Source organism: Synechococcus sp. JA-3-3Ab (genome assembly GCF_000013205.1).
Classification (GTDB): domain Bacteria; phylum Cyanobacteriota; class Cyanobacteriia; order Thermostichales; family Thermostichaceae; genus Thermostichus.
Map to the genome: position 1 here is coordinate 2,102,772 of NC_007775.1, position 26,679 is coordinate 2,129,450.

Consider the following 26,679-nt stretch of genomic DNA (forward strand, 5'->3'; position numbering starts at 1 on the left):
CGGATAAAGCCAGAGTGTGAGCAGCCGATCGTAGGCCCAACGATGGTTTAGAATATTTTTAGAATCTGGTCTGAGGTTGCGGGGATCCTAAAGACGCCCAGCTCGGCGGTTTTATTCCGTCGTTTCTTCTCCCCTTTCCCTTCAGCTCCCTCTGTAACTTAGGAGATTGCTATGGCCGTTCCTAGTGGTCTTTCCAGCCCGCTGCCGGAGCAAGAAACCTCTACGGGACAAGGAAACGGTCTGAACTTGGCTCCTCGGCCTGCCGACCCGATCCTGCCGGCTGCTCTAGGGTCAGGAGAGAGGTCCGGCCCGCCGGTGTTTCCTAGCCCTGTCAAGTTCAGCAAGATCGAGATCGACAACCGCCCGGTGGGAGCTTCCACCCTGAAGGTAGTGGATTACTTTGCCGATGGCCGTCCGGTTGCTGCTGCCACTCTGAAAGTTGTGGATACCTGGGGCGAGGGGCGCCCAACGGTGGCTTCCGGCGTCAAATTTGTCCATGACCCAACCCTCAACCGGCCGGTGATGGCGGACGGCCTGAAAATTGCCAAAACTTTCCTGGGAAATCGCCCTATTGAGGCTAGTCCCCTTAAGGTGTTGCGTTAGCCGGCATCCCTGACGAGGGCCAGGGATCCCCCTGCTAACCTGAGTGGGGGAGACGTGACAGCGGCAAATATGGAGATCCTGGCGGCTTTGGTGGGGTTGCTGGCGGGCTTGGGAGGAGGGGCAGGCTACCTGGCAGATCAGGCGGCTCGGCAGCTTTTGCTCGCTCAGCTCGATGGGGTAGAGGTTTTGGAGGTGCGCATCCAAAGCCGCCCTAACTATCGTTTTTTGAGCGGCCAGGCGGATCGGTTGTTGGTTGCCGGGCGGGGGCTGTACAGGGCTCCGTTTCCGCGCATAGAGCTGCTGGAGCTGGAAACAGATCCGGTGGCCATTGACCCCTCTTTTTTCCGCGGGGCTCCTCTGCGGCTGGAGCGTCCTCTGCAGGCGGCGGTGCGGGTGGTGGTGCGGGAAGAAGACTTGAATGCTGCCCTCAACTCGCCAGAGGTGCTGAGACAGTTTCAGGATATCCGAGCAGATCTGCCCTTTGGCGGGCTTAGGGACGAACCCCGCCGCTTCGATCTGCGCAAACCCCGGGTCGAGTTTTTGGCTCCTGACCGCCTTCGACTTTCTGCCCTCTTGGTGGAGCAGGAAGGCGGCAGCGAGCAAAAAGACTCCGTCCCGCTGACGCGAGCAGTTGATGTAGTGTTCAACGCCGGGATCCAGGTGGAGGAGGGGCGCCGCTTGCAGCTTCAGGATCCGGAGTTTGTCATCGGCTCTGTGCGGGTTCCCGATGAGATCTCGGCAGCGTTTTTGGGCGGCCTTAACGAGGTGTTTGATCTGCAAGAGCTAGAAGATCTGGGGCTCCTGGTGCGGGTGCTCAGCCTGGAGATAGGGTCTGATCAGGTGCAGGTGATCGGCTTTGTGCGGGTCGAGAGCTTGGAGACCCTGATGGGATCCCGGCGAGCCGCCCTTCCCTAGCAGGGATCCCCGCCCATTGGGGCTAAATCTTCTCGTCGATAGGGTCGTCTTCTGCCAGGAGCTTCTCGATGCGGGCCTCGTCCAGGCGGGAGAGCAGCCGCGCCGCCTCTTGGTTGTCGCGAATGGCTGTGGCCAGCGTGAAGCCAGTTCAAGCTGGCTTGCGCCTGTGCCGGTTTGGGGATCCCCGGCAGGGTGGGCCTTTCTTCGCTACCCTAGAGCTAAGCAAGACAGGGGAATGGCAGCGATGGATCACTACGGAGGGCGTACCGCACAGCTTGGCTCTGGCAAATTGGGGGGGCGACGTTCCCGCCCACGGCGCGACCAGGCCCTGCCCCTGGGGATCCTGGGCTTTTTGCTGGGGGTGGGGGTGATGGGGGGAGCCTGGTGGTACAGCATTGGGCCGCGGCAAACCCTTTCTTTGTACTGGCTGACCACGGCTAACAACTCGATCTACTACGTGCAGCAGGAGCGCTCCGTGCGCGCCTTCGACGCCCAAGAGGCCATCCGTGTGGCTTTGGAAGAGCTGATCGCCGGGCCCCGGGATCCCCACCTCACCACCGCCATCCCTCCCCAGACACGGCTGCTGGATGTGCGGGTGGAAGGCAACGATATTTTCCTCAATTTCTCTTCTGAATTCACGCAAGGGGGGGGATCCACGGCGATGATGAGCCGGATCGCGCAGGTGCTCTACACGGCCACCAGCCAGAACCCCGGCGCGCGGGTGTGGATCTCCGTCGAGGGGCGTGCCCTCGAGGTATTGGGGGGGGAAGGGCTGATGATCGACCAACCCTTGACGCGGGCCTCGTTTGTCCCCAGCTTCCAGCTTCCGGCAGAACCTGAGGCGGAGCCGTCAGCCGTATCGGCCTCTTGAGAGATCATGAACTGGTTCCAACGGGTGGGCAGCAGTTTTCTCCTGGCCGGGCAGGTGACCTTGCACCTGCTGCGGGGCCGCATTCACCGTCGCAACACGCTGGAGCAACTGGCAGCGGTGGGGCTGGAGTCGCTGCTGATTGTTTTGATCACAGCGGTGGTGATCAGCGGCGTTTTCACGATTCAGTTGGCGCGCGAGTTCATCAACTTTGGAGCTTCTTCCCTCATCGGCGGGGTTTTGGCCATTGCCCTGGCCCGCGAGCTGACGCCGGTGGTGACGGCGGTGATCCTGGCTGGACGGGTGGGATCCGCCTTTGCCGCCGAGCTGGGCACCATGAAAGTCACGGAGCAGATCGACGCCCTTTACCTGTTGCGCACCGATCCGGTGGACTATCTGGTGATCCCACGGGTAGTGGCCGCGGGGCTGATGCTGCCGGTGCTCACCATCCTCTCCCTGTTGACGGGGTTGGTGGGGGGGATGATCATCTGCGCGTCGGTTTACAACATTCCTTCCACGGTGTTTCTCACCTCGGCTCAGAATCTCCTGGCCCCTTGGGACTTGATCGTCTGTTGTTTGAAGGCGATGGTGTTTGGGTCTCTGATCGCCATTGTCGGCTCCAACTGGGGCCTTTCCACCAGCGGGGGCGCCAAGGGGGTGGGGCGCTCCACCACCGATGCTGTGGTGACGGCGTTGCTGGGGGTGTTTGTTACCAACTTTCTGATCTCTTGGCTGGCGTTTCAGGGCCCGGGAACTGCCCTCAGCCGCGCCTTCTAGCCACTCAAAAGGGCAAAGGTAGGAGATAGTGATGCAAAATCCCTACGCCCCATTCCTGAGATTTTCTTGGCCTGAGATCAGCCGGGCGCTCAGGATCTGATCCCCCAGCTTGATCTTGCGCAGCACCTCGGTGCCCTCGGTAACATAGCCGAACACGGCGTAGCGGCCATCCATGAGGTTGAGGCCGGCGGGAGTGAGATCCGGCTCGGCCATAAAGATAAAGAACTGAGAAGAGGCGCTGTTGGGATCCTCGGGATAGCGGGCCATGGCCACCGTCCCTTCGGCAGCAAAGGGCAGGGCCGGCTCCACATCCCACAGGCCCAGTTGATCGAAGGTTTGGCCGTAGCGGGGCATTACCTCACCCTTGACCCGGATCTCCATGGGGATGGTGCGGACTCTGCCGGTGGCCGGATCCACATAGCCGTCGGCAGGGCCAGGGGGATCTCCAGCTTGCACTAGGAAGAATTTCTCCACTCGGTCAAAGGTCAGGCCATCGTAGAAGCCCCGCTGCACTAGGTCAGCGAAGTTGCCAGCAGTTATTGGAGCACTATAGCCATCCAGGGTGATCACCATGCGCCCGGCGGTGGTGTTCAGCTCCACTTCTGCCCGGCCCAGGAGCTGCGGCTTGTCGGCGTACTCATCAGGTACCTCGTAGGGGAAGGCCCCCACCCAGTTGTTCTCCAGGGATCCCAAGTCGTCTATGAGGCGGTCGTAGGCGGCGCGGGCTTCCTCCTTGCCCTTGGATTTGCGCTCCGTGGCCTGGCTGATGAGCTGCAACTCCTGGCGTAGGGCGGCTATTGCTTCAGAGGCGGCGGCAGCCTGCTCGGGGGGCAACTCCGCCAGCAGGGGATCCGCATAGCGATCCAGGAGCCGCTCCACCTGGCGCACATCCCCCCGCACCGCCGACCAGCGGTTGTACTTCAGGTCGGCCTCGATTTTGGTGATGGACTCGTCAATTTCCCAGATCCGACTGTCTTGGATGGGCAGCGCCCGCCGCAAGAGGGTTCGCGGATCCGTAATGGCATCCCCTTGCGGCAGCGCCAGGGCCGGGATCCCACCCAGCCAAATCGTCCAAAGCAACACAGCCGCTAAGACCAGCCGGAGTGATCTTCTTCCCCACTCCCACCGATTGCTGCCAACTGCGGATCCCTGCTGGGCACGCTGTGTCATGTCTTCACCCGTTGCCGACACTGCTTTTGCTCTCAGCCTGGCATTCTAGCGTTGCTGGCGGCAAGCGTTGCTGCGAAAGAGGGGGGTGAAGTCGCCTTCAGCAGTCAAGCTGCAAGGTCATGGCTACCTCTATCTGGGAACGACAGCCTCGAAGCGGATGGCCCCGGCACTGCCGGCTTGCCCCACATTGACCACCACCAGGCCGTTGGGGTTGGTGATGCCCCCACAGGCCGGCGGCACCGCTTGCCCCGGCGGGATAAAAGCTCCCGCATCCCCATCAACCGCATCGCTCAGAGCCACTGGAGAGCCACCTGCCGGCGTCACAGACAAGCTGCCCGGCACATAGCCAAGACCGGGGGCGAGGGGATCACACACCGTCAGCCTCGAGCCGGGCGAATCCAGCAGGAAGTAAATCGCAAACTGCAGCCGCGCTCCGGGACGTACCGGCTGGTTGATGGCGCCTTGCAGGAAGGTGGCTGCCCCGCCCGGCCAAGGGATCCCTGGGTTGTCGTTGGGATCCGTGGGCTCGTCGAAGAACTCGCGGATAGGAAGGCCGTTGACGGCGCTGATCCGCTTCACCAGTCGGATCCCTTCGCCTGGGGGAGGTGCTGGGCTGGGTGTGGGCGTCGGAGTGAGTGTGGGCGTCGGTGTCGGGGTGGGTGTGGGTGTTGGAGTCGGTGTGGGTGTCGGAGTGGGTGTGGGTGTCGGAGGAAGCTAGCTTGCTCTACCCCCAAGAGAACCATTAGCAGGGCTGTGGAAACGGTGCCCAAGCTGCGACTAAAAAAGCAAAGCAATCTTTCCAGTTGACCAGGACGAAATGAAGACGGTTTTGAGGTCAGCATTCAACACTCCTCGGCTCTCTCAGCGCGTTCTCTTGAAACACAAAATCAGCTCACATCAAACTTGACTAAAACGAGGCAGCCATCAGTTATCTACCCTCACCGAAACCGTGTTGCTAAAGAGCAACGAGCCCGATGCTGAACGAACAACAGCTCTGTTGGTGATGATGGTGGGAAGAGCGGGAGTTTCAGGAGCAGGCACAAATGGAGTCGGCGTAGGTGCCGGCGGTAGGGGTACGGGAATGCGGAGGCGGCAGGGCTGATCCGATTGATTGCCTTCTGGGGCATAGCAAACGCGAATAAGATCCTCCACAAAGCGAAGCTGATTAAAACTAAGTTGATCCGCTTGTCGAATGATGTCCGTAATGATTTCCTCCAGGTCTCGGGCTGTTCTGGAAAGAGGTACGCTGACAAACAGAATATTCTCCAGATCCCTAACTTCGGGGGGAGCTAAGTTGGAGAAAGGTACTCTATCCCGCTCCCCCAGCAAGATGCGATAAAGGGCTTCGCTCCAAGGGGAAACATCCACGGCTGCGCTGAAAACAAATCCCCGCAGGGGTGTAGGCTGGCCGGACTGACGCCCTTGGCCCAGGAGATTGGACTGAACCGATACCAATTTCCCCGGCGGTTGAATAATCGATCCGGAAAAGGGAATGGTGAACCGCAAGTTGCCCTCCAAGGCAGTGGTTGACAAGGCAGGCAACAAAATGTCCCCTCTTGAGCTTAGGTTGAACAACTCAACCTTATTGCCTCTTGAAAAGAGCGGCCCTCCCGAACAAAGGGCGGCTGTTGAGCCTGAAGGGCAAAGCTGAGCAAAGGGATCAACCACCAATCCCAAAATGGCAGAGGTAGAGCCAGAGCCAGAGCCGGGATCCCTTGGCGGCGACCCCACGGTCGAGGGGCTGCTGGAGGTACCACCACCGCAACCTTTCAGGAAAACCGTTAGGGAACCTGTAAGCACTGCCGCCAGGACAAGCGCAGCCGGTTGCCAAAATCTTCTGGGTATACCGAGTCGTCGAAACATTTGCTTATCGCCTCGCTCTCGATTAGGGATGTTGTCAGCCTGCGGAATGACTCTAGCGGGATCCCACCGTGAGAACAGCGTCGCTGAATGGCGCCACAAAACGGCTGCCTTCTCTCTCAACTCTCAGCTCGCCACTGAGAAGATAAGAACCAGCAGATAGCGGAACATTGCTTTGCACCCTCACCTGCAGGCGGTGCTCCCCAATAGCAGCAGGGAATAAGTTGGCAAAGGGAGCTTCCAGCCCTTCAGAAAACCGTGCCAGCACAAAAGTCCCCTCAGTAGCTGCAGCCAGACGCTGTAACTCCAGAAGATTCAAATCGACCCCCAACCCAACCACATACACGGTGAGTTTTTGTCCTCGCTCTCTGGCCAAAGTTGTCAGCTCCTGACTAGCTTGGTTGATGGAGCGGGTGCTTTCGTTGTCAATCCCATCGGTGAATACCACCAAGCGGCGGTTGAAACGCTCGGTGGGCCGAAAGTCGCTCAAGAAACGCCCGGCTTCTACCGTGGCATCATAAAGGGCGGTGTTCCCACCAGGATTTGCCCGCAGTACCCCCCGCCTCAGCAGTTGCTTGTCGCTGGTGAAGTCTTGCAGCAGTTGGGCCGTGCGCAAGGGCTGGCCGAGAGCGGTAGCGCCAAAACCAGCTCCTCGATTATCGAAGCGGAGCACCGCCCCCAGATCCAGGGGTGTGGCGCGAAATTGATCCAAAAGCCCAAAAACAGCCAAAAAGCGCCGGGACTGGGGATCCAAAACCAGCAGGCTGCCGGAGCCGTCCATGAGAATGGCCATCAGCAAAGGCTGACGGGCCAGCTCCGCTCGAGGATTCTCGATGCGAGTGGGGCTCAGGGTTACTGTGGCTGACTGCGGGATGCCCTGCAGATCGGTTACCCGGTTAACCTGTAGGCTGACCTGGGCAGGGGAAAGCTGGGTGACCGGCTGAGGCGGATCCCCGCTTTGCAAAAGGGCAATGTTGAACTCCATCTCCCCCTGGGTGCCGCTGAAATTGCGCGTCAGAGCCCCATTGAAAGTCAGGCGAGTTGGGGATCCCAAAGAAGCAGGGTCGATCCCCGTGCTACTGGAAGAGCCACAGCCGGCTATAGAGATCCCTAGCAGGATCAGGGCAATCACCCAGCTAGTTTCTCGGTTTTCTGGTCTGTTAAAAGGTCGAGAGAAAAGGCAAAATCGCGATGTAACGCTACCATAGGGAGAGCCGAAAGAGTATCGTAGAAAGAAACACTTGCAAGTAAAAAAAGATACTAAAAACTTGTCGATCCTCAGGCGATGGCTTTCAGAGGTGACAGTTTTTTTAAAATAAGCGTCCTTGTTTAACTTTGGCTTTAGAAGCATGGCCCGTGGGGTTGGGGAGCTTCAAGAGGCTTGCCGGCCAGCCTAGAAAAAGCTTGGCAGTCCAGTTTTGCCCCCATCTCCTCTCCCGAAGGCGGGCAGACGCCGCCTGAGGTGCATGGGAACCCGTCCACAGGTGTAAGCTCTAATAGGGATCCCTCTGGGTGAGGAGGACGGTCAAACATGGCGGCCAAGCAACTGAAGTTCTACTGGAGCCCTCAGTACCAGATCTTTAGCTGTGACGGGGCCAAGCTGGAGGGGCACGGCTCCATCCAAACCAATCCCTCGCATGACCTGGTTCACTTGTTCATTGCCGCCAACGGCAAGATGCCTTGGCAGCCGGTAGAAAGCCGCGAGCAAACCTGCTTTGCCGAGTACAACGCTGTGCTGCTGGAGCACCTTTTGGTCAACTGCTTCAACGCGGCAGCGCTGGGATCCATGGCCCCAGAGCAGATCGTTCCGGAGGCGCGAAAGTTTTTGCAGTGGTTTGTTTCCGAGCATTATGCGCCTTTTCCGGTTTCCGAAGAAGAAGCCTTTCGGCGCTTTGCCGAACACTTGGATATCGAGCGCATGGTGCGGCTATTCCCCTACTTCTACAGCCTGCGCGCCTGGGAGTGCTTCAGCCCCACTTACCGCAACGAGGTTTACGATTTGGAATTCACTTCCGAAGACGATCCGGTCAAAGAAGCCCCGGAATGGGCGGCGGATCCCAATATTTTGGAGACCCAAGAGCTGGTGCGGCAAAAGCTCGCCGAAGCTGTGGCGGAGGCAAGATCGATCCGGCCCCGGCCAGAGCCCGTGTTAGCTTCGCCGCTGTTTAACCCCTCAGCCAAGACCAAGCAGAAGAAAGCCGGGCTCGGCTTTAAGCCCATCCCCACCTGTTGAATAGTTGTGGAACCATCGAGCTCCCCTCATAGAGGGGTTGGGGGTGAGGGGAGAAAACCAAAGCTGACTAGTTTGTGCCGACCACCAAGCGGCAGAAGGCCTTCTTGCCCACCTGCAAAACCCGCCCGTCCAGCTCAGAGGCTTGGGCAAACTCCAGGTCGGGATCCTCCACCTTTTGCCCGTCCAGCCGCACGGCGCCCCCTTGGATTTGCCGACGGGCCTCGGCAGCGCTCTTGCAGAGGCCGGATTCGCGCAGGATGTAGCTCAGTTTTACCGGGTAAGACAAGCACTGGATGGCAAAAGTGGGGATGGATCCCGTTTCAACGAGATTGCCTTGTAACACCAGCGCTTGGGCGGTGCGCTGCGCCTCTTCTGCGGCTTCAGAAGAGTGAAATTGGGCCACGAGGGTCTTGGCCAAGAGGATCTGGCGCTGGCGGGGATCCGCCGGCAGCTCCGAGGGGGGCACCGAGGTGAGCAGCTCAAAGTAGCGCTCCACCAGCTGATCCGGCACCTTCTCTAGCTTGGAGTACATGGTGAGGGGATCCTCGGTCAGGCCCACGTAGTTGTTTTTGGACTTGGACATTTTCTGGTAGCCATCTAAGCCCTCCAACAGGGGCACCGTCAGGCAAAATTGAGGGGTTTGGCCCTTCCACAGTTGCAGCTCCCGGCCAACCAGGAGGTTAAAGCGCTGGTCAGTTCCCCCCAACTCCACGTCCGCCTCCAGCGCCACCGAGTCGTAGCCTTGCAGGAGAGGGTAGAGAAATTCGTGCAAGTAGATGGGCGTTCCCGAGCGGTAGCGCTGGGCAAAGTCTTCCTTGGCCAACATCTGCCCCACTGTCATCTGGGCTTGGAGCTCAATGAGCTCGCTAAGGGTGAGGCGGGCTAGCCACTCGCTGTTGCGGCGCACCTCCAGCCGACCGGGGGTCTCAAAATCCAAAATCTTGCCGGCTTGCTCCAAGTAGGTGCGGGCGTTTTCCTCCACTTCTGCCGGGGTGAGGCGGGGACGGGCCTCCGATTGGCCGGTGGGATCCCCGACCAGGGCTGTAAAATCCCCGATGAGGAGGATGGCCACATGGCCAGCATCCTGGAATTGGCGCAACTTGCGCAAGACCACTGCATGGCCCAGGTGCAGATCTGGCCGCGTGGGATCGATGCCCAGCTTCACCCGCAAGGGGCGATCGGTGGTGGCCAGGCGCTCCGCCAAGGCTGCCGCTCCCCCTGGGAAGACCTCGGCCACTCCCCGCTGCGTGATCTCGGCGATGCGGGGATCTCCCTGGGCTGACGAGACAGCAGTTGGAAATGTTCTCGAAGTTGGCTCCATCCACTTGGCTCGATGAGCACCATGGGCTATTTTAAGCCCATCAAAACCTTCGGGGTACTCTGGCGACGGGGGATAGAGACTGAGGAGGGCAGCTCCCCTTGGGTCTCACAACTAGCGGGGGAATTCCCAAGGCCATTGGGGAACTACTGGGCCCCCCTTTCATCCCCCCGTGTACGAGGGGACAGAGGGGGGTTAGGGAACGCTTGGGGAGATCTGGCGTAGTGACAAGTTAGGTGAAGAAGTTAGTGGCCCGTCACTAATTACTAACCACTAGCCACTAGTTAGTAAGTGCTGTCGTGGAACCAAGAACAAGAATCCCCGCCCTTTAGGGATGGGGGGTATGTCGACGCAGGCTTCATAAAAGCTGCAGAGAAGCAGAAAGCTTTCTCCCCTGCAGACCCTGCCAGGATCAGCCGTAGTATCCCTGGTTGATCCGGTTTTCCAGTTGGTTGGCTCCCTCTTGGTACTCCCCAAACACGAAGTTCTCCGCGTTCGCCTTGATCAAGGCCTTCTGTTGCTCCGTCAATTCTGGGATCTGCAGCATGTCCTCCAGGCTGTTGTAGGGAGCATTTTTTACTAGGATGCGGGCCAGGGTGGGATAGAAGCCGGGCAACTGGCGGTAGTTGCGCAGGATGGTGTTGTTCACGTCGATGGGAGTGTCAAGATGTTTCACCGGCGGCAGCTCCGCCGCCACCGCCGGGATCCCCAAGGGGACCAAGCACAGACAGAGCAGCAACAGGATAGACACCAAGGCGGACAGGAGCCGACGCATAGCACCACCTCTCCAGACAGAGTTGAAAGCAGTCATGACAACGCTCAGGGGATAGGTCGCTAACATTCTCCGACCATTTAGTGTCTCATCCCCGCTCCCCCGAATCGAGACCCAGATTCAAATTTGGATCCCGACAGAAACAATTTTTAACAACTATGATCGGGGAATAGCCTTTTGGCGGCTGACCGACTTTCCATCGCTTTTGTTTTGCCCCATGTCCGACTCCACCATCCTCCATCCCCTCAGCCCCTCTGGACGGGAGACGCCTCAACCCCTCTCTGCCGTCGATGCCGAGCTGGAGCTGCTAGAGCAGCGAGAACTCTTCCTCTGGCGGCACATCGGGCCGGACGCCCAGCAAATCCGTCAGATGTTGCACGCCTTAGGGCTGAGCTCTCTACGGGAATTAGTGGATAAGGCGGTACCGGCGGCCATCCGCAGCAGCCGACCCCTGGGCCTGGGATCCCCCTGCAGCGAGCAACAAGTATTGGCGGAGCTGAGGGCGATGGCGGCCCAGAACCAGGTGTGGCGCTCCTTTTTGGGTATGGGCTATTCCAACTGCCTGACGCCGCCGGTGATTCAGCGCAACATTCTGGAGAACCCCGGCTGGTACACCCAGTACACCCCCTACCAGGCGGAGATCGCCCAGGGGCGGCTAGAGGCCCTGCTCAATTTCCAGACGATGGTGATCGATCTAACAGGCATGGAGATCGCCAATGCCTCCCTGCTGGACGAAGCCACTGCCGCCGCCGAAGCGATGAGCCTGGCCTACACCTTAGCGGGCAAGCAATCCCCAGTTTTTTGGGTGGATCGCGGCTGCCATCCCCAGACGATTGCCGTCGTGCAGACGCGGGCAGAGCCCTTGGGGATCCAGGTGCGTGTGGCCGATCCTTCGCAGTTGGAGCTGGAGAACGGCTTTGGATTGCTCTTGCAGTATCCCAACACCTATGGAGAGATCCGGGATTACCGCGAGCTGGTGGAGCGGGCCCACCAAAGGGGGATGGTGGTGGCCGTAGCTGCCGACTTGCTCAGCCTGACTCTCCTGCAGCCGCCGGGAGAATGGGGGGCGGACATCGTGGTGGGATCCACCCAGCGCTTTGGGGTGCCCCTGGGCTACGGCGGCCCCCATGCCGCCTACTTTGCCACTCGCGAGGCCCACAAACGGCTGCTGCCGGGGCGCCTGGTGGGGATCTCTCAGGATGCTCAGGGCAGGCCGGCCCTGCGCCTGGCTCTGCAAACCCGGGAGCAGCACATCCGCCGCGACAAGGCCACCAGCAACATCTGCACCGCCCAGGTGCTCTTGGCCGTGGTGGCCTCCATGTATGCCGTCTATCACGGCCCCCGAGGCCTGCGGCAAATCGCCGAACGCATCCACCGCCAGGCCCATCACCTAGCGGCCGCGATTCGCCAGCTGGGCTACAGGGTGGGGCCAGAGTATTTCTTCGACACGTTTTGGGTAAGGGCAGAGTCCCCCGCCCAGGTTGGGCAGATCCAAGAGCGGGCCGCCCAGCGGCGCATCAACCTGCGCCGGATCGACGAGATGACCCTGGGGATCAGCTTGGACGAGGCCACCACCGCTCAGGATCTGCGCGATCTCTGGCAGATCTTTGCCGGCTCTGAAGAGCCAGCCTGGGATGTCGAGGGCCTGGGTTTGGATGCCAACCAAAGCCTGCCCCCCCAGCTCTTGCGCACCACTCCCTACCTCACCCATCCGGTGTTCAACCGCCACCACTCGGAAACGGAGCTGCTGCGCTACATCCACCGCCTGCAGAGCCGGGATCTCTCCCTTGTCCACTCCATGATCCCCTTGGGCTCCTGCACCATGAAGCTGAACGCCACAGCCGAGATGCTGCCAATGACCTGGCCGGAGTTTGCCCAGCTCCATCCTTTTGTGCCCCTGGAACAAGCTCGCGGCTATCAAACCCTCTTTGCCCAGTTGGAGCAGATGCTGGCGGAGATCACGGGCTTTGCCGGCGTCTCCCTGCAGCCCAACGCCGGCTCCCAGGGGGAATACGCCGGCTTGCTGGCCATTCGCCGCTACCACCAGGCGCGAGGGGAAAGCCAGCGGCAGGTGTGCCTGATCCCCACCTCTGCCCATGGCACCAACCCCGCCAGCGCTGTCATGGCTGGGATGCAGGTGGTGAGCGTGGCCTGCGACAGGGCCGGCAACATCGACCTCGAAGACCTGCGGGCCAAGGTGGAGCAGCACCGGGAACGCCTGGCTGCCCTGATGATTACCTACCCCTCCACCCATGGGGTGTTTGAGGAAGGGATCCGCCAGATTTGCCAGATGATCCACGAGGCCGGGGGGCAGGTGTACATGGATGGGGCCAACCTCAACGCCCAGGTGGGCCTCTGCCGTCCTGCGGAGCTGGGGGCCGATGTCTGCCACCTCAACCTGCACAAGACCTTCTGCATCCCCCACGGCGGCGGCGGGCCGGGGGTGGGGCCCATTGCCGTTGCCCGTCATCTGCTGCCGCATTTGCCCGGCCACCCCTTTTTGCCCGGCTGCAACGGCCCGGTCAGCGCCGCCCCCTGGGGCAGTGCCAGCATCCTGCCCATTGCCTGGGCCTACATCCGCCTCATGGGATCCGCCGGCCTTACCCTAGCTACCCAAGTGGCCCTCCTCAATGCCAATTACATCGCCAAGCGGCTGGATCCCTACTACCCGGTGCTCTACAAAGGGCCGGGGGGATGGGTGGCCCACGAGTGCATCCTGGACCTGCGCCCCCTCAAGAAAAGCGCCGGCATTGAGGTGGAGGATGTAGCCAAGCGGCTAATGGACTACGGCTTCCACGCCCCCACCATCTCCTGGCCGGTGCCGGGGACAATGATGGTGGAGCCCACCGAGAGCGAATCCCTAGAAGAGCTGGATCGCTTCTGTGAGGCAATGATCGCCATTCGCCAGGAGATTGCTGCCATCGAGCGGGGCGAGATGGATCCCGTGCGCAATCCCCTTAAACTTGCCCCCCACACCGCCGAGGTAGTGGCCGCCGACCACTGGGATCGCCCCTACCCTCGCTCCCTAGCCGCCTATCCCCTCCCGTGGGTCAAGGAGCGCAAGTTCTGGCCCAGCGTCAGCCGCATTGACAACGCCTACGGGGATCGTCACCTGGTGTGCAGTTGTCAGCCCTGGCTGGAAGGCTAACCCTCAGATCAAGCCGCTTGTGGTTTCACTTGGACCAGCTCTGAGCAAGAGGAGAGGAGTTGCTCGGCCTCTTGCATAAGGCGCTCAGTCTCTGGCAGCGAGGCCAGCACCAGGGGCAGCACCTCCTCATCGGCCTTGACGGCATTCTCGGTTTCTTGCAGGAGATTGATCGAGTCCTCGGTAAGCAGGTCAGCCACCTGCGACAGTTGCGCCTTCAGCGAGGCGTTCTCTCGCTCCAATTGCGCCAGCCGCGCTTGCAGGCTATCCACTTGCCGATCTCGCTCTCCCAGGGCTGCTTCCAGCTCACGGTTGCGGGCCTCCAACGCTTGGCGGGCTGCCTCTGCTTGGTTCAGCCGTTCTGTCAAGCTGGCCAATTCCTCCTCCAAACTGGTGAGGCGACTCAACTGTTGCAAAAGTTGGGCATTCTCTGCTTCCAGTTTTTCAATCAACGCCTGAGCGCTCAACAGATCTGCTTTGGTGGACTCCAGCTCGTGACAGACTTGGTCATAGTTGGCAATCAGCTCGCCCAGCCGAGCTTCTCTCTCCCGAAGTTCTTCTCGCAGGGAACGGACCAAGCGATCCCTTTGTTCGACGCCCTGTTGTAACTGTTCGACGTCCTGCCGCAGGATAGGCAGTTCATCCAAAGCTTTCCGGGCCGTGACCAGAAGCCTCCTGAAGCTCTTCTGCAGGCGGCTGTGGGAGTGATCTAATTTGGCGAAGGCTTCGTTGAGCGAGAGATAAGCCTCGCACAGTTTCGTGTAGCGCTGGGCCAGAAAAGTAGGGTGATCCATAATGCAGAGTCCAGGTGGGGGTGCCATGTCCATTTTATGCCGCTCATTCTATCGACCCAAGCCGGAAAAGAGGTTATTCGCTACAACAACCGTGGGATTAATTTTACTTTAAGATTTTCCTCTCTCTGGGCAAACAGCTCACGTCCTGCCCCGACAAGATTCAAACTCTCTGGCAAAAACAAAGGGGCAAAAGCGGCCCTCAAGAGTGGCACATTTTTACCCCTATCGAGGAGATTATATTTAGCGTCTGGAGCAAAGGATTCAAAATTAAAACACTAGATATGGTTCAAACGCGCCTAGAGGGAGCATCTCCTGGCTCAGGCAGGCCGCGCATCCGGGATCCCTAGCTTCTCCAAATAGGCGGCTGCCCGCAGCAGTTTGGCTTCTTGATAGGGGGCGGCCACCAGTTGTACGCCAAAGGGCAGGGATCCGCTCTCGCGCAACGGCACTGAAAGCACCGGCAGGCCGATAAACGAGAGGGGCTGAGTGTAGAGGCCGAGGTTGGGCCGGGTGAGAACTTCTACCCCATCGATCACCATCTTCTCTTGGCCAAGTAAGGGGGCAGAGCAGGGGGTGGTGGGGGCAATGAACAGATCGATCTCCTGAAAAATGGTCTGCACCTGCTGGCGGTACCAGCGGCGAAAGCGCTGCGCCTGCAAGATCCAACTGGCGGGCAGCAAAGCTCCGGCCAAAAAGCGATCCCGGGTGGCCGGATCGAAGTCGTGGGGGCGAGTTCGCAGGTTGGGCAGGTGCAGGTTGGCTCCCTCGGCAGCCGTGATCAGGTAGGCGGCGGCGCGGGCGCGCTGGGCTTCCGGGATCCGCACAGTCTGGCGGGCCCCCAGGGCTTGGGCCACTTTTTCTACTCCGGCCAAGATGGGGAGCTCTGCCCCTCGGGCAAAGTAATCATCCGCCACCGCGATGCGCAAGCCTTCGATCCCCTGCCCCAACTGCCCAAAGGTGGGATCCACAGGACGCCGGGTACAGACGGGATCTTGGGGATCCGGCCCTTGCATAACATCGAAGCTGAGGGCAATATCGGCCACCGAACGGGCCAAGGGGCCCACGTGGTCGAAGCTGGGGGCAAACAGAGCCACCCCTGCCCGCGACAGACGGCCATAGGTGGGCTTGAGGCCGTAGACGCCACACAAAGAGGCCGGTACCCGAATCGAGCCGTTGGTGTCGCTGCCCAGGGCAAGGGGCACCAAACCTCCTGCCACCGCTGCTGCCGAGCCGCCAGAGGATCCCCCCGCACTGCGGTTGAGATCGTGGGGGTTGTGGGTGGGGCCGTAGTGGCTGTTTTCGGTGACGAAGCCATAGGCGTACTCGTCCATATTGAGGGTGCCCACCAAGATCGCCCCTGCCTGCTTGAGACGAGCCACCACCGTTGCATCTTGGATGGCCGGGGGATTCTCGCGGTTGATCGCCGAGCCAGCTAGGGTGGTGAGGCCGGCCACGTCAAACAAGTTCTTGACGGCAAAGGGCACCCCTGCCAGCGGGCCCACCGGGATCCCTTGAGCCACCTGTCGATCCACCTGCTCCGCCGCTTGTAAGGCCGATTCCTCCAAGACAGCTGTAAAGGCATTGAGCTGGGGATCCCGCCGGCGAATCCGCTCCAGACAGGCGGCCACCACCGCTTGGGCGCTCACGGATCCCTGGCGGACAGCCCTGGCAATAGAGACCGCGTCAGCGCTGCCGAGAAGGTAGGGATCCCCGGTCATGGCTGAGGGTCAAAGGTGGGATCTGGCTCAACTATCGGCGGCAACGGGAACTCCAGCACCTGTTGAGCAATGGGCAGAAAGCGGGCAAAATTTTCGATCACCCCTGCTCGGTGTTCAGGATGCAGGGGCAGTTGCAGCAGTTGGGCCATCTGGTCGACGTAGGTTTCCGGATCCCAGGGTTGCATGGTTCTAGGGTCAGCAGGCCGGTTGCGGCAAAGATACCACAAGCTCGCCTGCGAACACCACCAGGCAGCCTCCAACAACAAGACCGTCGTTGGCTAGGGAGCGGCCATCTGCACAGCGTTGCCCTGCAGCGACCAGAAGCGCTCGTTGGGCAAGACAGGGCGGGTTATCGCCTGCCGTTCCAGCTCATTCAAAGCAACGCGACGGCTATGTGCAGAGCGATTGGAAGCAGCGCTGGCTTGCAGGCGTTTGCGGAACAGACGCAACTGCTGCTGCTCTGCAGCGGGGGAAACATGCTGGGCAAAGAGGGGATGCAAGAGCTTCTCTTCCTGCTCGAACTGGGCCCGCAACTGCCGATAGAAGTGAAGAGCAGAAGTGGGATCCAACTGCTGCGGGTCGCGCTCCGCCTGGTGCAAAAAGCGCGTCAGCTCCGGGATCTGATCCCGCAACTGCTGCTCCAGCCGGTCAATTTGGGCGCTGCGGTGGGGATCCGCCGCCAGAGCCGTCCTGAGCAGCGGGTAAAGGACATGGCGCTCCAGTTGAATGTGGCGGGAGAGGCGCTGCCGCAACCTTTGCACACAGAGACGCCGCTGCTCCAGATCTAACTCCGGAGCTCGAGAGAGGCGAGCCAAGAACTGCAGGGTAACACGGTGCTGTTCAGCACAAAGGACAACCAGTGTACCGGCAGAGGCCGAAGGAGACATAGCAGCTCACCGGAGAGAGGGCTTCACTTTAGCTTAACTTTGTCAAGACACGGCAGCTTGCGTAAGGGTACGGGACTGGTGCAGGTGTCTTGGATACACTCAGACAGCAATTCCGGCAAAAGCTGCCCAGATCTGCACTCCGGTCGCTAGGCTTGCACAGGCCAGCGGCGTTTCCAGGCGGAAGTGGGCTCAAGGGGTGAAGTTTGCTGTTCTCGCTGGCGTTGCAGCCGAATCTGGGCTCTATCCCCTTGCAAGGTAGGATCCCGGTAGGGCACCGCGGCGCGGGTTCGCAGGTGCTCCCACTCCATGGGCGAGAGGGGCGGCAGGTGATGCGGTTGGGGCGAGGCCACCGTGCCCGGCCAGGGGCGGCCCACCGGCGGCGTCGAGCCAATGAATAGCCCCGCCTCCAGCAAGGCCGCCCGCACCGCCGCCGCACAGGAATAGGTGGCCAGGATCCCGCTGGGGCGCATTCGCTCGGCCACTGCCCGCAAGAAGTCCACCGTCCACAGCTCCGGGCAAACCGAAGGGGAGAAGGGATCCAAAAACACCGCATCCGCCCATCCCGGCGGCACCTGGAGCAGGGTTTGCCGGGCATCTCCCCACAGCAGGGTTCCCCGCCAGCGCGGCGATTGCCAGGATCCCTGCTCGATCAAGTGTTGCCACTCCTGGCCAAAGCTCCAGGTGGATCCCACCCCCACCTGCCAGGCCTGGCGGGGCACCTCTGGGGATCGCTCCAGGCCAATGACTTCCACAGGGCAATCGGGCCGCACCTGCCAAATCGTCTCCAAGGCCAGGCCGGAGTTGTAGCCGAGGCCAAAGCAAATATCCAAGAGGCGAATGGGATCGTCCGGATCCCGCTCCAACGGCAGGCGATCCAGCCGGCAAGGGCGGACAAACTTCTCCAGCGCTTCCTGGGCAGCGCCGCTGGTGTTATGGAAAGCCTGCCCGAACTCTTGGGAGAAAAAGGTCAGGGATCCATCCCCTGTGGTCAACACCTGCCACTGGGTTTCTGCGGTCATGGGCTATTGCAAGTCTCTATTTCCAGCTTGGCGATTCTTTGATAGCTTGAGAACGTTAAGATGAGTTTCGCAGCTCACCGGCAGGGCTTACAGATTCAGCTCTGGCCATCCCTAGCTAGGGGGGTACCTCAGCGGCTATGTCTTTACTGGATTGGTTTGCCGAGCGGCGCAAGCAGACTTCCCTTAACTTGACCGGCAGCAGCCCCTTCGACAAAGAGCGGCAAGTGCGGGAGATCGCCGACGGCCTGTGGCAGAAGTGTCCGGCTTGCGACGCCCTCACCTACACCAAGGATCTGCAGCAGAACTGGCAGGTTTGCCCGAGCTGCGGCTATCACCATCGCATCACGGCCCCGCAGCGGCTGCAGCAGCTTTTGGATCCCGGCTCCTGGCAGCCCCTTGACGAGCACCTGGCCCCCACCGATCCGCTGCACTTTTTCGACCAAAAGCCCTACGCCGAGCGACTGGCCTCTTATCAGGAGCGCACCCAACTTAAAGATGCCGTCTTGACCGGGCTGGGCAGCTTGGAAGGGATCCCAGTGGCGATGGGCGTGATGGACTTCCGCTTTATGGGCGGCAGCATGGGCTCGGTGGTGGGCGAGAAGATCACCCGTCTTACCGAACGAGCTACCCGCGATCACCTGCCCCTAGTCATCTTCTCCGCCTCGGGGGGAGCCCGCATGCAGGAAGGGATCCTCAGCTTGATGCAAATGGCCAAAACGGCAGCCGCTCTGCAAAGGCACCGCGAGGCCGGGCAATTGTTCATCTCTGTGCTCACCCATCCCACCTATGGGGGGGTGACTGCCAGCTTTGCCATGTTGGGGGATTTGATCCTGGCCGAACCCGGCGCCCAGGTGGGGTTTGCCGGGCCCAATGTTATTGAGCAAACCATCGGCAAGGGCAAGCTGCCGGAGGGCTTCCAGACGGCCGAATATCTGCTGGCCCACGGGCTCATCGACGCAATTGTGCCGCGAACCGAGCTGCGCAGGCGCCTGGCCCAGTTGCTGGCCATGCACCGTCCTCGCCTGCGTATGTCCCTTCCCGCCCTCGAGCCGACTTATGCGCTCGATCCGGCCAGGATCTGAGATGGGGAGCCAAGGTTGGATCCCTCTGCCTGCAGGCGGAGCGGCTAGCTCCCCTCTCCCAAAGGGAGAGGGGTAGGGGGTGAGGGATTGCTCCCCGTCTGAAGAGGAAGTGAGGGTAGCTGCCTCAACGCTGGGCCCCGCAGACAATCTCAACCAGTTGGAAATTGCCATGGCAAAGAGGGATACCCTCTCTTTCTGCATAAGAGGGATTTCCTGCCGAGGGGGTAATAGCAGCAACCGATGGTGCTAAGGTGGGGCATGAGGTCTTGACTGGAAACGATGGATTTTAAGCTGCGCATCCGTACTGCCGAAACCCCCCAGGGGCAAAAGCTGGCAATCGTGCCCTTAGAGGGTCGCTTTGACGCCAAAGCCGCTTCTGAAGTCCGGCAGTTGCTGCAGCAGGTTTTGGATTTTGGCTACCACAACCTGTTGATCGACATGTCGGCGGTTACCTTTATGGATAGCTCCGGCCTGGGAGTGCTGATCTCGGCCTTGCGCAAGTGCCGGGCTGCCGGCGGCAACCTCAGCCTCTGTTGCGTTCCCGAAAGTGTCTCCCTTGTCCTCAGCCTCACCTCCATGGAAAAGGTCTTGACCTGTTTTGACGACCTAGAGACGGGCATCGCCAACTTCTCCACCGCTTCTTCCGCTCGCTAGGCCGACATTCCTTTTTGATTTGCTTCGATGCCCTTCCTGCGCTGCTGACCTGGTTCCCAGGATTCGTTGAGAATGCTCAGCCATGCCCCAAACCGGCCTCGATACCTTTCAGCTTCTTTACCAGCACCACCGTGGCCCCAGCTTTTGCGAGCGCATGCTGGCCACGGCTCCTGGGCGCTTCAACGAGGCCTTTTGGCGGTTTTGGCAGCAGCACGTTGAGCCTTGCTTGCCTGCTGCGCCCTGCCTGCTGGATCTGGGAACGGGGCCGGGGTATGTCCTCCGGCAGTGGGCCCAGCGCTACCCCGGCGGACAGTTGATCGGCGTAGATCTGATGCCCTACATGTTGGAGCGGGCTAAAGCCGACCTCAAAGACATCCCCGGCATCCAACTGCTGCAAGCGGACCTCCACGATCCCCATTTGCCCCTGCCCGATAGCAGCGTTGACGCGGCCCAGGCGGTGGTGGTGATCCACGAGATGGTGCAGCCGGTGCGCCTGTTGCAAGCGGTGCGGCGTCTACTCAAGCCAGGGGGACGATTTTTGCTAGTGGACTGGGTGCGCGCCCCCCTCAGCCTCTACTTCGATGCCGCCACCGAGGTCCAACTGTTTCAGCCGGACACCCCCCTAGATACCTTGGTGGATCAATTTACCCACTTCTACGAGCACAACCGCTTCAGCGCCGAGGACTTGGCCTGGCTGTTGGAGAAGGTTGGTTTAAGAGTCGTGGCCCAGGAGCTCTACGGGCAAAATCGCTTTGTGCGTCTTGTGGCCGAAAAGCCCTAGAGGACTTCAAGGATCCGCCGCTCGCCGGACTGCACCTGGGCAAACACCTGCACCTCGGTGCTCATTTTGCGCAGTTGGCGGGCCAACTTAATCGCCTTGTCGCGGGGGAGAGGGGGGCTCACCACCGCCGGCAGACAGCGCAACAGCGGCTTCAGGGCCGTCTTGGGCAGCCGCGCATAAAACGCCAAGGTGGAGAGGATCTCGTCTTCAAAGTAGGGGTTGCGACATTCCAAAAGGCGCACTTGATACAGCTCCGGCGGCAGAGGGCGTCCCTGGGCCAGGCGAATCAGAGATCCCACCGTCCCCATCACATACAGGCGATCCCCCCGCTTCAACACCGTCTCGCCCTCTTTCTGCCAGATCTTGGGGAAAACACAGGGCCGGCCCGGTCGGGAGTGATGCAGCAAAATTGCCAGGTCGTAATCCTGGGCCAGTTGCCGCAGGGACAGCCCCAGGTAAGGGCTGGAAGGCGAGACCTCCAGCAGCGTCACCAGCAGCGTTTCCCCCTCCCAAGTTAAGGTGCCGTAAACGGATCCCACCAGCGCTGCCGTGGCAAAAGCGCGCGCCCCCAGGGCGGTGGTGCTGTAGCTGGTTCCCAGCGTCTGCAGATGCCGCTGCATCCGCGCCGCCACCTGGGGATCGGTAACCCGCAAGATGGTGCGGATCCCCGGTTGCAGGCTGTGGGCGGTCAGGGCGGTCTCGAGGTTGGTGAGATCGTCAGGCGTCGTGCAGATCAGGCAGCGGCTGCTTTGGATGCGAGCCTGTTGCAGCGTGCTGGCCAGAGCGTAGTTGCCCCGAATCACCACCGCCCCCTCCCGTTCCGCCGCTTCCACCAGAGGGTTGTCGCTGTCGGGCTCCACCACCACCACCTCATAGCCCATCTGCCGCAACAACTGCAGCACCAAGTAGCTTAGCCGCCCCAAACCGGCAATCACCACATGATCCGCTTTGGGCATACGGGCGGCTCGGCCCAAGCCAAAGCGGCTGCTCACCAACTTGTCGGTCACCAACCCGTAGATCAACCCCACCAGGGCAGCTCCCACCAAGGTCATGACCACCGCCACCACCTTCACCCCCAGCGGCGTCTCCGCCTGCTGAAAAGCCTCGATGTCGCCATACCCCCCTGTCAACACCACGATGGTCAGCAGCAGCCCGTCAACCACAGATTTGCCGATAATTCTGAAATTAATGACCCCCAGCACCAACATCGCCCCCAAGGTGAAGGTGAGGGTATGCACGATGGGCTTGACCTGCAGCAGTCCCTGCAGGCTTCTGCGCAGCCAAGATAGGAGGCCCCGCCCGAACGACTTGCCTCGCCGTTGTTGTCGCCTGTCTTGCGCCTGTCCGCTGGCCCAGCGTTGGGCCCGCGAAGAGCCGCGCCGCCCGTTGCGCTCCAACAGTTGCAGATAGGATCTGGGGTCGCAGATCACCAAAATGCGATCCCCCTCCAGCAGCTCTGCCTCGTGGTCGAAATCGTCGAAAACCCGAGACTCGGAAAAGTCGGACAGCCCGTCCACCGGGTAGTGGAACAGCACCCGCGCCCCAAAGGTTTCCTCCAGTTCCGCGAGGGGCATGTGCAGCAGACGGGAGTTGTAGCCGATGGTCAGCTCCACCACGTTCCAGAGGGTGGTCTCTTGGGGGGCGCCCAAATAAAGCGGATCGGCCAGCTCCGGCGGCAGCGTGGCCGGCTGAGCCTCCAACTGGGGCAGCTCGAAGTAGCCGACAAATTCGTCCGAGACAGCCTTGAGGGCAAAGGCCGGAGCCGCTAAGCCGGCAACCGATAGGGAAAAATGCTGCGGCAAAATCGAGTCCAGGTAGCGGGCAAGGCCGGTGTTAAACAGACGAGAGACAATGCGCGCCTGCGGGTTGAGATCTCGAATCAAGAGGGCCAGCTCGAAGTTGGCCTGGTCGTTGTCCTCCAGCAGCAGCGCCACCTTGATCCGCTCGATCCCAGCCCGGCGCAGCACCTCCGGCTGATGGGGATCCCCCTCTACGTATTGCCACGGTTCCTTTAACAAAGAAGGCCGCGGGCCAGGAGCCACCACCACCGCGCGCTGTCCAAAGTCTTCCAGAATCTGCAGCGTCAACGCTGCCAAGTCGTTGTAGCCACAGACTAGGAGGAAAGCACCTGGATCCCGGCCATTGTCTTGCAGTTGCTCATCCGGCCCTTGAGAAGGGGAGCCCACCATACTCCACCATCCACCCTGCTCCCTTTATACCCAAGGCAGCTCTAAAACCCCGACCTACCCAAAATATTCTATTCCAGTAAGGGATCCCCTTGCCCGGCCAGCCGCATGAGGAGCGACCTTGGCTCTTGTTTCCAGCGAGAGTTGGCGGATCTGAGGCCAAACGGTTCAAAGATGAGAACAACTCCCAACAGCTTGACTCGGTACTTAGGATCCTCTATCATTGCCCCAGAGCAAAGTTCTTGAATAAAAATCTCAATAAGCTTGGCCTAGACAAAGATCAAAAGGCCGGCATTTGGGAAAACTCCCCTGCTTTCAGGGGAGGGACTTTCAAGTGCTTTCTCGGGTAAAGGCATTGCTGACTGGGTCAATGCAGCAGCCTTTCTTGAAATGTTTTTGAGTTTAGGAGTTGGGTATGCGCTTATCGCGACGGCAATTTGTCAGCTGGGCCGCTCTGGGCTCTGTAGCCTTGGCGGCAGGCTCGTTGGGGCGTCCGGCCCGCGGCGCCAACCGGGAGGTGAACCTCTACACCTCTCGGCACTACGGCACAGACGAAAAATTGTACGACCTCTTCAAGCAGAAAACGGGCATTACGGTGAACTGGGTGCAGGGCAACGCCGATGAGATCGTCCAGCGCATCCGCAGCGAGGGCTCCAACAGCCCCGCCGACATCTTCATGACGGTGGATGTTGCCCGGTTGTGGCGCGCTCAGAACGAGGGCTTGTTTCAACCCATCCAGTCGGAGACGCTCTCCAAAAATATTCCCGAGTCTCTGCGGGATCCAGAGGGGTACTGGTTTGGCCTCACCAAGCGGGCGCGGGTGATCATGTACAACAAAGACAAGGTGGATCCCAAGGAGCTCTCCACCTACGAAGATCTGGCCAACCCCAAGTGGCGGGGCAAGGTGCTCACCCGCTCCTCCAGCAATGTGTACAGCCAATCTCTGACGGCCTCGATCATCTTGGCCCACGGGATCCCGGAAACCGAAAAGTGGGCCCGCGGCCTAGTGGCCAACTTTGCCCGCCCGCCGGAAGGGGGAGACATCGATCAGATCAAAGCCGTAGCTGCTGGCGTGGGGGATGTAGCCTTAGCCAACACCTACTACCTGGCGCGCTTGATCAAATCCGACAATCCTGAAGATCGGGCCGTAGCGGAAAAGGTGGGCGTCTTCTTCCCCAACCAAGAAGATCGCGGCACGCACGTCAACATCAGCGGCGCCGGAATTTTGAAAACTGCTCCCAACAAAGAGGCGGCCATCCAGTTTCTGGAGTTCCTCTCCGGCCCAGAAGCGCAGGCTATCTTTGCCCAAAGCAACAACGAGTACCCGGTGCTGCCGGGGGCTGAGATCGACTCGGTGGTGGCCAGCTTTGGCACCTTTAAGGAAGATACGATCAACGCCGCCAGCATTGGCCGCGTCACCCCTGATGCCCTAAAGGTAATGGATCGGGCCGGTTGGAAGTAGATCAGGCCTCCAGGACAGGCCCTGAGTGCAGCCTTTCATTGCTTGACGCCGTGAACGTTAAGCAGCTTGACGGTTCTTGGCCAAGCGTCGATACTCTAGGACGGCGTTGCTTCCGTTCGAGGCCGCTCAGGCGTCCTGTCTTTCTTTATCAAAAGCTTCTGGAGGTTTGCCAAATGAAACAACTGCGAAAAGCAGGCTTGTTCTTGCTCCTGCTTTCTTTAACTTCTTTCTACACCAATAGCCCGGCAAAGGCAATTGAAAACCTTCCCGAAAAGGCTCCTGTTCCAAAGCGGGATCTGCTTTTGACCACAGAAAACAAAGAAGAAGTATTTGACATTATGTCGATCCCCAATTATCCCCACGACAAGCCCGAGGGGTTGGCCATTCTCAACTTAACTACCCTAGCGATAGTTAACGACGACGACTTTGGCATCGTCTCGGAAAAGGGCGCGGTTTAAGAAAAAACTATGCTTGTAACAAGCAAGACGAGAACATCGTTTATTTCGTTAAGCTGCCCAAGAGCTTGTTTTGAGAGAAAACTTGGTTGGGGATCCCTGGAGGATCCCCTTTTCTTCCCCAGGAGTTGCTCAAGAGGTAGCTCCCGCCTGTTGAGATGGACAAAGAGATGAGGTTGAAGTTGTTGAGCAAATCTCTGCCGGGAAGTGGCTTCTTTCCTCTGAACGGCTGGGCGCTTCTGACTCTGACCCTCAGCGGTCTCATTCTCGTTCCTGTCCTTACGGTGTTGCTCAGCCTTTTTGCGGACGAGCGGCAGGTTTGGCAGCACCTGGCCGACACGGTCTTGGGGCTATATGTGCGCAATACCCTGGTGATGATGGTGGGTGTGGCAGTGGGCGTTATCCTGGTCGGCAGCGGCACCGCCTGGCTGGTGACGATGTGCGAGTTTTGGGGGCGGGCCTGGCTGGAGTGGATGCTGGTGTTGCCCCTGGCAGCTCCTACTTATGTGTTGGCCTACGCCTACACGGACTTTTTGCAAGTAACCGGCGGCTTCCAGATCTGGCTGCGGCGGGTCACCGGCTGGGGCATCGGCGACTACTGGTTCCCTAACATTCGCTCCTTGTGGGGGGCGATCCTGCTGCTCGTCCTCACTCTTTACCCCTATGTGTATCTCTCGGCGCGGCTGGCCTTCCAGGAACAGTCGGTGGCCTGTTTGGAGGTGAGCCGCTCCTTGGGCTATGGGCCGTGGGCCAGCTTTTTCCGAGTGGCCTTGCCGCTGGCGCGGCCGGGGATCGTGGCCGGCTGTCTGCTGGCTTTGATGGAGACCTTGAACGACTTTGGGACGGTCAGCTACTTTGGGGTCGATACCTTTACCACCGGCATCTACCGCACCTGGACGGCCTTGGGCAATCCGGTGGCTGCCGCCCAGCTCTCGGCGCTGCTGCTGCTGTTGGTGCTGCTGCTGATGGCCCTGGAGCAATTTTCCCGCCGGCGGGCGCGCTACTATCGCCAAGGGTTCAAGCCGTCCCTCACCCGCTACCGTCTGCAGGGGATGCGGGCGGTGGGGGCGTGGCTGGCCTGTGGGATCCCGATTGAGCTGGGCTTTGTCGTGCCGGCCCTGATCCTGCTCAACATGACTCTGCGCCAGGGAGAGTTGGGCCGCCGCTTTTGGAGCTACGCCCAGAACAGTTTTCTCCTCTCGACGATCACGGCGGTGATTGCCGTCTTGGTGGCGGTGGTGGTGCTGTACGGTTTGCGGCTGCAAGGGTTCGAGCAGGCGAGATCTGTCCGGGGCCTGCGGCTGGCGGTGCGGCTGTCTTCTCTGGGCTACGCGCTGCCCGGGGTGGTGATCGCGGTGGGGGTTCTGATTCCCCTAGGGCGGCTGGATCAACTGCTGAGCGACTTGCGGCAGGTGGTACTGCAACAGCCGCCCGGCTTGGTGATCAGCGGCACCATTGTGGCGTTGGTGTTTGGCTACCTGGTGCGCTTTTTGGCCGTTGCCCTGGCCACGGTCGAGGCGACGCTAGCGCGCATTCCTCCCAGCCTGGATGAAGCAGCCCGCAGCTTGGGGCAGGGATCCCTGGGCACCTTGCTACGGGTGCACCTGCCCCTGATGGGAGGCGGGATCCTGGCGGCGATGCTGCTGGTGTTTGTGGATGTAATGAAGGAGCTGCCGGCAACGATGGTGCTACGCCCCTTCAACTTCGATACCTTGGCCGTCCACACCTACCGCATGGCTGCCGACGAACGGCTGGCCGAGGCCGGCGCTCCTGCCTTGGCGATTGTCCTGGTGGGGATTTTGCCGGTGATCCTGCTCAACGCCCAGATAGCCCAGCGACGCAATCTAGGCTCCTCAAATGAAATGAAACGTCTCCCTACTCCCCTCTCCTAGAGGGAGAGGGGTTGGGGGTGAGGGTCGCGGCGCGAGGCGCTTGGCTTTTCTGGGCTAGAGAAGGCTGCCCTCTATGCGTCAGCTTGAG

At 60.4% G+C, this 26,679-nt stretch carries 24 protein-coding genes; 12 read left to right on the plus strand and 12 right to left on the minus strand.

From position 1 onward, the window contains the following. Nucleotides 1-171: 171 nt before the first annotated feature. The 4 genes from CYA_RS09825 (at nt 172) to CYA_RS09840 (ending at nt 3,163) form a co-directional block, all read left to right on the plus strand. Nucleotides 172-603, plus strand: a complete 432-nt coding sequence (locus CYA_RS09825) for a hypothetical protein (protein ID WP_011430898.1) — start codon at nt 172-174, stop codon at nt 601-603. 54 nt (nt 604-657) lie between these two features. Further along, nucleotides 658-1,518: an LmeA family phospholipid-binding protein gene (locus CYA_RS09830; protein WP_228375271.1), complete on the plus strand. Its 861-nt coding sequence runs from the start codon at nt 658-660 to the stop codon at nt 1,516-1,518. Nucleotides 1,519-1,762: 244 nt separating this feature from the next. After that, entirely contained in the window at nt 1,763-2,389 is a 627-nt protein-coding gene (locus tag CYA_RS09835) for a GerMN domain-containing protein (RefSeq protein WP_099813000.1), read from the plus strand. A 6-nt stretch (nt 2,390-2,395) separates the two neighbouring features. After that, nucleotides 2,396-3,163: an MlaE family lipid ABC transporter permease subunit gene (locus CYA_RS09840; protein ID WP_011430901.1), complete on the plus strand. Its 768-nt coding sequence runs from the start codon at nt 2,396-2,398 to the stop codon at nt 3,161-3,163. A 42-nt stretch (nt 3,164-3,205) separates the two neighbouring features. Here the strand turns inward: CYA_RS09840 and CYA_RS09845 are convergent, their stop codons facing one another. The 4 genes from CYA_RS09845 to CYA_RS09860 all read right to left on the minus strand — a co-directional run bounded on the left by CYA_RS09845 (nt 3,206) and on the right by CYA_RS09860 (nt 7,325). Beyond that, nucleotides 3,206-4,333, minus strand: a complete 1,128-nt coding sequence (locus tag CYA_RS09845; protein WP_011430902.1) for a peptidylprolyl isomerase — start codon at nt 4,331-4,333, stop codon at nt 3,206-3,208. Between the two features lie 129 nt (nt 4,334-4,462). Further along, nucleotides 4,463-4,912 carry a hypothetical protein gene (locus tag CYA_RS09850; RefSeq protein ID WP_011430903.1) on the minus strand — a complete coding sequence of 150 codons (450 nt, stop codon included), beginning with the start codon at nt 4,910-4,912 and terminating at the stop codon, nt 4,463-4,465. 345 nt (nt 4,913-5,257) lie between these two features. Further along, a complete protein-coding gene (locus tag CYA_RS09855; RefSeq protein WP_143597348.1) occupies nt 5,258-5,866 on the minus strand; it encodes a hypothetical protein in 609 nt (202 codons plus the stop codon). Nucleotides 5,867-6,248: 382 nt separating this feature from the next. Next, a complete protein-coding gene (locus CYA_RS09860; protein WP_041438472.1) occupies nt 6,249-7,325 on the minus strand; it encodes a vWA domain-containing protein in 1,077 nt (358 codons plus the stop codon). 399 nt (nt 7,326-7,724) lie between these two features. On the opposite strand from CYA_RS09860, the gene CYA_RS09865 reads away from it, so the two are divergent. After that, nucleotides 7,725-8,426 carry a hypothetical protein gene (locus CYA_RS09865; protein ID WP_011430909.1) on the plus strand — a complete coding sequence of 234 codons (702 nt, stop codon included), beginning with the start codon at nt 7,725-7,727 and terminating at the stop codon, nt 8,424-8,426. Nucleotides 8,427-8,493: 67 nt separating this feature from the next. Here the strand turns inward: CYA_RS09865 and tyrS are convergent, their stop codons facing one another. Then, nucleotides 8,494-9,747 (minus strand): tyrosine--tRNA ligase, encoded by a 1,254-nt coding sequence (gene tyrS, locus CYA_RS09870; protein ID WP_011430910.1) that lies wholly within the window; start codon nt 9,745-9,747, stop codon nt 8,494-8,496. Between the two features lie 409 nt (nt 9,748-10,156). Beyond that, nucleotides 10,157-10,519 carry a photosystem II complex extrinsic protein PsbU gene (gene psbU, locus CYA_RS09875; protein WP_041438474.1) on the minus strand — a complete coding sequence of 121 codons (363 nt, stop codon included), beginning with the start codon at nt 10,517-10,519 and terminating at the stop codon, nt 10,157-10,159. A 214-nt stretch (nt 10,520-10,733) separates the two neighbouring features. Between psbU and gcvP the strand changes: the two genes are divergently transcribed. Next, on the plus strand, nt 10,734-13,664 hold the full coding sequence (gene gcvP / locus CYA_RS09880) for an aminomethyl-transferring glycine dehydrogenase (RefSeq protein ID WP_011430912.1): 2,931 nt from the start codon (nt 10,734-10,736) through the stop codon (nt 13,662-13,664). A gap of 8 nt (nt 13,665-13,672) precedes the next feature. Here the strand turns inward: gcvP and CYA_RS09885 are convergent, their stop codons facing one another. From CYA_RS09885 to CYA_RS09905, 5 genes are all read right to left on the minus strand, one after another. Continuing rightward, on the minus strand, nt 13,673-14,455 hold the full coding sequence (locus tag CYA_RS09885) for a hypothetical protein (RefSeq protein ID WP_099834815.1): 783 nt from the start codon (nt 14,453-14,455) through the stop codon (nt 13,673-13,675). 317 nt (nt 14,456-14,772) lie between these two features. Then, entirely contained in the window at nt 14,773-16,173 is a 1,401-nt protein-coding gene (locus CYA_RS09890; RefSeq protein WP_011430914.1) for an Asp-tRNA(Asn)/Glu-tRNA(Gln) amidotransferase GatCAB subunit A, read from the minus strand. After that, nucleotides 16,170-16,358: a DUF4089 domain-containing protein gene (locus CYA_RS09895; RefSeq protein WP_011430915.1), complete on the minus strand. Its 189-nt coding sequence runs from the start codon at nt 16,356-16,358 to the stop codon at nt 16,170-16,172. The genes CYA_RS09890 and CYA_RS09895 overlap by 4 nt, the downstream gene beginning before the upstream one ends. 93 nt (nt 16,359-16,451) lie before the next feature. Continuing rightward, complete coding sequence (locus CYA_RS09900) at nt 16,452-17,060, minus strand: hemerythrin domain-containing protein (protein WP_011430916.1); 609 nt, start codon at nt 17,058-17,060, stop codon at nt 16,452-16,454. Nucleotides 17,061-17,206: 146 nt separating this feature from the next. After that, complete coding sequence (locus CYA_RS09905; protein WP_041438476.1) at nt 17,207-18,079, minus strand: tRNA (5-methylaminomethyl-2-thiouridine)(34)-methyltransferase MnmD; 873 nt, start codon at nt 18,077-18,079, stop codon at nt 17,207-17,209. Between the two features lie 137 nt (nt 18,080-18,216). On the opposite strand from CYA_RS09905, the gene accD reads away from it, so the two are divergent. From accD to CYA_RS09920, 3 genes are all read left to right on the plus strand, one after another. Beyond that, nucleotides 18,217-19,161, plus strand: coding sequence for an acetyl-CoA carboxylase, carboxyltransferase subunit beta (gene accD / locus CYA_RS09910; RefSeq protein WP_011430918.1), 945 nt, complete (start codon nt 18,217-18,219; stop codon nt 19,159-19,161). Nucleotides 19,162-19,440: 279 nt separating this feature from the next. Further along, nucleotides 19,441-19,815, plus strand: coding sequence for an STAS domain-containing protein (locus tag CYA_RS09915; RefSeq protein WP_011430919.1), 375 nt, complete (start codon nt 19,441-19,443; stop codon nt 19,813-19,815). Between the two features lie 82 nt (nt 19,816-19,897). Further along, the gene (locus tag CYA_RS09920; RefSeq protein ID WP_011430920.1) at nt 19,898-20,596 is read left to right on the plus strand and encodes a class I SAM-dependent methyltransferase; all 699 of its coding nucleotides are present in this window, start codon (nt 19,898-19,900) and stop codon (nt 20,594-20,596) included. On the opposite strand, the gene CYA_RS09925 is transcribed toward CYA_RS09920, so the two are convergent. Beyond that, entirely contained in the window at nt 20,593-22,785 is a 2,193-nt protein-coding gene (locus CYA_RS09925; RefSeq protein WP_011430921.1) for an NAD-binding protein, read from the minus strand. The two genes, CYA_RS09920 and CYA_RS09925, sit on opposite strands and share 4 nt — an antisense overlap. 406 nt (nt 22,786-23,191) lie before the next feature. On the opposite strand from CYA_RS09925, the gene CYA_RS09935 reads away from it, so the two are divergent. From CYA_RS09935 to CYA_RS09945, 3 genes are all read left to right on the plus strand, one after another. After that, on the plus strand, nt 23,192-24,244 hold the full coding sequence (locus CYA_RS09935; protein ID WP_369781426.1) for a Fe(3+) ABC transporter substrate-binding protein: 1,053 nt from the start codon (nt 23,192-23,194) through the stop codon (nt 24,242-24,244). Between the two features lie 173 nt (nt 24,245-24,417). After that, complete coding sequence (locus CYA_RS14810) at nt 24,418-24,702, plus strand: esterase-like activity of phytase family protein (protein ID WP_148203203.1); 285 nt, start codon at nt 24,418-24,420, stop codon at nt 24,700-24,702. A gap of 167 nt (nt 24,703-24,869) precedes the next feature. After that, nucleotides 24,870-26,591 (plus strand): ABC transporter permease, encoded by a 1,722-nt coding sequence (locus CYA_RS09945; RefSeq protein ID WP_011430925.1) that lies wholly within the window; start codon nt 24,870-24,872, stop codon nt 26,589-26,591. Nucleotides 26,592-26,679: the final 88 nt, after the last annotated feature.

What these genes read in the sequence shown, in the direction of transcription:
- CYA_RS09825 (WP_011430898.1), top strand. Translation starts at nt 172, where the DNA reads ATGGCCGTTCCTAGTGGTCTTTCCAGCCCGCTGCCGGAGCAAGAAACC.
- CYA_RS09835 (WP_099813000.1), top strand. Translation starts at nt 1,763, where the DNA reads ATGGATCACTACGGAGGGCGTACCGCACAGCTTGGCTCTGGCAAATTG.
- CYA_RS09840 (WP_011430901.1), top strand. Translation starts at nt 2,396, where the DNA reads ATGAACTGGTTCCAACGGGTGGGCAGCAGTTTTCTCCTGGCCGGGCAG.
- CYA_RS09845 (WP_011430902.1), bottom strand. Translation starts at nt 4,333, where the DNA reads ATGACACAGCGTGCCCAGCAGGGATCCGCAGTTGGCAGCAATCGGTGG.
- CYA_RS09865 (WP_011430909.1), top strand. Translation starts at nt 7,725, where the DNA reads ATGGCGGCCAAGCAACTGAAGTTCTACTGGAGCCCTCAGTACCAGATC.
- tyrS (WP_011430910.1), bottom strand. Translation starts at nt 9,747, where the DNA reads ATGGAGCCAACTTCGAGAACATTTCCAACTGCTGTCTCGTCAGCCCAG.
- psbU (WP_041438474.1), bottom strand. Translation starts at nt 10,519, where the DNA reads ATGCGTCGGCTCCTGTCCGCCTTGGTGTCTATCCTGTTGCTGCTCTGT.
- gcvP (WP_011430912.1), top strand. Translation starts at nt 10,734, where the DNA reads ATGTCCGACTCCACCATCCTCCATCCCCTCAGCCCCTCTGGACGGGAG.
- CYA_RS09885 (WP_099834815.1), bottom strand. Translation starts at nt 14,455, where the DNA reads ATGGATCACCCTACTTTTCTGGCCCAGCGCTACACGAAACTGTGCGAG.
- CYA_RS09890 (WP_011430914.1), bottom strand. Translation starts at nt 16,173, where the DNA reads ATGACCGGGGATCCCTACCTTCTCGGCAGCGCTGACGCGGTCTCTATT.
- CYA_RS09895 (WP_011430915.1), bottom strand. Translation starts at nt 16,358, where the DNA reads ATGCAACCCTGGGATCCGGAAACCTACGTCGACCAGATGGCCCAACTG.
- CYA_RS09900 (WP_011430916.1), bottom strand. Translation starts at nt 17,060, where the DNA reads ATGTCTCCTTCGGCCTCTGCCGGTACACTGGTTGTCCTTTGTGCTGAA.
- CYA_RS09905 (WP_041438476.1), bottom strand. Translation starts at nt 18,079, where the DNA reads ATGACCGCAGAAACCCAGTGGCAGGTGTTGACCACAGGGGATGGATCC.
- accD (WP_011430918.1), top strand. Translation starts at nt 18,217, where the DNA reads ATGTCTTTACTGGATTGGTTTGCCGAGCGGCGCAAGCAGACTTCCCTT.
- CYA_RS09915 (WP_011430919.1), top strand. Translation starts at nt 19,441, where the DNA reads ATGGATTTTAAGCTGCGCATCCGTACTGCCGAAACCCCCCAGGGGCAA.
- CYA_RS09920 (WP_011430920.1), top strand. Translation starts at nt 19,898, where the DNA reads ATGCCCCAAACCGGCCTCGATACCTTTCAGCTTCTTTACCAGCACCAC.
- CYA_RS09925 (WP_011430921.1), bottom strand. Translation starts at nt 22,785, where the DNA reads ATGGTGGGCTCCCCTTCTCAAGGGCCGGATGAGCAACTGCAAGACAAT.
- CYA_RS14810 (WP_148203203.1), top strand. Translation starts at nt 24,418, where the DNA reads ATGAAACAACTGCGAAAAGCAGGCTTGTTCTTGCTCCTGCTTTCTTTA.
- CYA_RS09945 (WP_011430925.1), top strand. Translation starts at nt 24,870, where the DNA reads ATGAGGTTGAAGTTGTTGAGCAAATCTCTGCCGGGAAGTGGCTTCTTT.